Origin of the sequence: Microcystis sp. CS-574, from assembly GCF_028329095.1 — a bacterium.
Classification (GTDB): Bacteria; Cyanobacteriota; Cyanobacteriia; order Cyanobacteriales; family Microcystaceae; genus Microcystis; species Microcystis ichthyoblabe_A.
The window spans coordinates 1-2,899 of sequence record NZ_JAQMSY010000118.1 but is presented as its reverse complement, the minus strand read 5'-3'; the positions used below and the strand labels follow the sequence as shown (position 1 = coordinate 2,899).

Sequence of the window (2,899 nt, the reverse complement as noted above, 5' to 3'; positions counted from 1 at the left end):
TTGGGGGGTTCTACCCCCCAAACCCCCCGTTGGGGGCGTGGCGCCGCCCCCAAACCCCCCGCGCATTAGCTTTTCGGTGGGATGCTTACACGCGATTGTTCATATTTTTATACTAATTTAAGAGTCACTGATAATTGCTGATTGTCGGTATTTCTGCAAATGTGGGATGCACCCAACCCTAACTAAAGGGACGGTAAAACTAGCTACTTTTGACAGGCTTTAATCTGGTTCCAAACATCCTCTAAACTTAGATATAACACAGGCACAACAATTAAACTCAACAGGGAAGAAGTGACTAAACCTCCCACAATCACCATCGCCATGGGTTGCCGCAATTCCGCACCAGTACCCAATCCCAAAGCGATCGGAATCATGCCTAAAATTGTCGAACAAGTGGTCATTAAAATCGGTCTTAACCTAATCATTCCCGTTTCTAAAACCGCTTCCTCCCGACTCCAACCCTGTTGACGCAATTGGTTAGTATAATCCAGCAATAACACAGCGTTTTTATCCAGTAATCCCAAGAGGAAGATAAACCCGATCAGAGAAATCATACTAAACTCACTACCCGTTACCAATAACCCCAACATTGCCCCCACAATCGCTAAAGGTAAACATAAAGCGATGACGATAGTTTCTAGCAGTCTTCTGAATAATAGCCATAAAACTCCTAACATTAAAATTGTCGCTAGGATTAAAGTGCGACCAAAACTGCCCAAAACATCGCTACTTTGAGAAGAAGTACCCCAACGCTGTAAAGTTATCCCTTCCGGTAAAGGAATCCCTTCAATTTTAATCGCCGCATCTTCTAATCCTAAATCGGGACTAAGATTAGCACTGAGAAAAATCGCCTGTTGACCATTTAAACGCTCGATCGCCAAAAAATCCCCCCGCTCATTTAATCTAGATGATAGGGAAATATCCTTCAAACCGGCGATTTTAGCAGCCTCAACCCGCAATTTCTCGGCACTATCGCGCAATAGCTGCAAATTATCGCTTTTAATCGCAATTTGGATCGGCTTTTCCGCTTCCGTTTGCACAAAAGGAATGTCCTCGATACTGACATTCACCCCTCTAATTGTCGGTAAAATTTGCCGAATCCGTTGCTGCACGGCACTGGTGTGAGATTTACGATCGCTCTTCAGTGTAACGTGAATTTTGCCCCGATTCGGCTCACCGCGTAAACCGGCGATCATAAAAGTCGATTCCACTTCCCCATCCCGCAAAATCGGCGCTTCTAATTTGCTGCCATCGCGGATAGTGCGACGCAAAAGAAAACTTTCGGGAGAACTCGCTAACTGGGAAATCCAAGCGAAACTATCGCTAGAACTCTTAGCAGTCGGTTTATTAGGGCTAATTTGCGTTATTTTCGGCAAAGGAGACGTATAAACCAGATTAAACTCGCCGCGATCGAGTCGGGGAATAAATCCCCTAGAAATAAAAGGAATCAAGGCAATACCCGCCAAAAAGGTAATTAGGGCAATAGCAATGACCAGCAAACGATGACGTAATGACCAGTTTAAGAGCCGTCGATAGGTGTTCTCAATCGGTCGCTTTTGTTTCGTCATTTTTGCCTGTGACTGCGGTTTCAGCCAATATACTGCCAAAACGGGCGATAAAGTTCGGGCGATCAACAGAGAAAAAATCACCGCAGCCGAGACAGTTAAACCGAAAGGTTGAAAAAACTGTCCCACCGCACCCCCCATAAAAGCCACGGGTATAAACACCGCAACAATGGTTAAAGTGGAAGCAGTCACAGCTAATCCGATCTCCCTTGTCCCCTTGAGTGCCGCATTTTTCGGGGTTTCCCCCGCGTCGATTAAACGGGAAATATTCTCCACATCCACGATCGCATCATCCACGACAATGCCAATCACTAAAGCGAGAGCCAGCAGCGTCAGGGTTTCCAGATTAAACCCATAGATGGACATGATAATGAAAGTCCCCAAAAGAGATAGGGGGATAACCAGAGCAGAAATGATTGTAGCGGCGAAACTGCCTAAAAATATCAATATAACCAGCACTGACAGCAAAACTGCCAAAAGTAAATCATCGATCGTGCCTTGTAGGGCAGCGCGAATATATTCCGCTTGGGTTTCAGCTAAAATTATCTTGACATCGGGCAGTTTTTGTGCTATGTCTTTAACCAGTTTTTCTGCGACCGCGGCCAGATCGAGACTATTGGCGGCACCTTTTTTGATTACCTGCACAGCGATTGCTTCTTGGCCATTAAAGCGTACCAGTGTGGGTAATGGTCGGGTTAAGCTTTTATGGGGATTATCTTCCCTAACTGTACCTTGACCGAGTAAATTAACTTTAGCTGTACCTGGGAGAGCTTTTAAGGGCGGAATTAAATTATCTTGGGCGATTTGGCTTAATTCTTCTAGATTTTTCTGCTCACTCACCAGCGCATAGGTGACTGTTGCCGACTCATTTAAATCAACGGGGATAACTTCTGTGGTAGCTTGAGGGGGTAAAGGGACTTGCGAGATAGCCTGTTTAACTGCTGCGGTGGCCTTGTCTAAATTTGTGCCAATTTTAAAGAAAACGCTGATTACTGACTGTCCGGGGGCAGTAGTCGAAGAAATATCACGACGACCGGGGAGAGAGAAAAGAGGATTTTCTAGGGGTTTAGTTAATTGCTGTTCCGTGGTGATAGCAGTAGCTAAATCCGCTTGGGCGTTAATTATTACGACTGGAAAGCTTATATCGGGGAAAAGAGCGTATTTTAAGGAACTAAAAGCCAAAATTCCCGCCATGGCCACCGCTAACCAGAAGGCAATGGTTAACCTCGGGGCATTAATCGCTATTCGAGAGATATTCAGACGTTCTCGCCACGATTCCTTCATGTTTGTTGAATAAGTGGGGTATGGGGTGTGGGGTGTTTTCTCAGTGAACT

Annotated in this window: 1 protein-coding gene; it reads right to left on the bottom strand. The window is 45.4% G+C overall.

Going from position 1 to position 2,899, the window contains the following annotated elements; all coding sequences use genetic code 11:
• Positions 1–203: 203 nt before the first annotated feature.
• Positions 204–2,849, bottom strand: coding sequence for an efflux RND transporter permease subunit (locus PN470_RS09590; RefSeq protein ID WP_271938604.1), 2,646 nt, complete (start codon positions 2,847–2,849; stop codon positions 204–206).
• Positions 2,850–2,899: the final 50 nt, after the last annotated feature.

Excerpts from the sequence above, each read along its gene's own strand:
- PN470_RS09590 (WP_271938604.1), bottom strand. The coding sequence starts at position 2,849 with ATGAAGGAATCGTGGCGAGAACGTCTGAATATCTCTCGAATAGCGATT.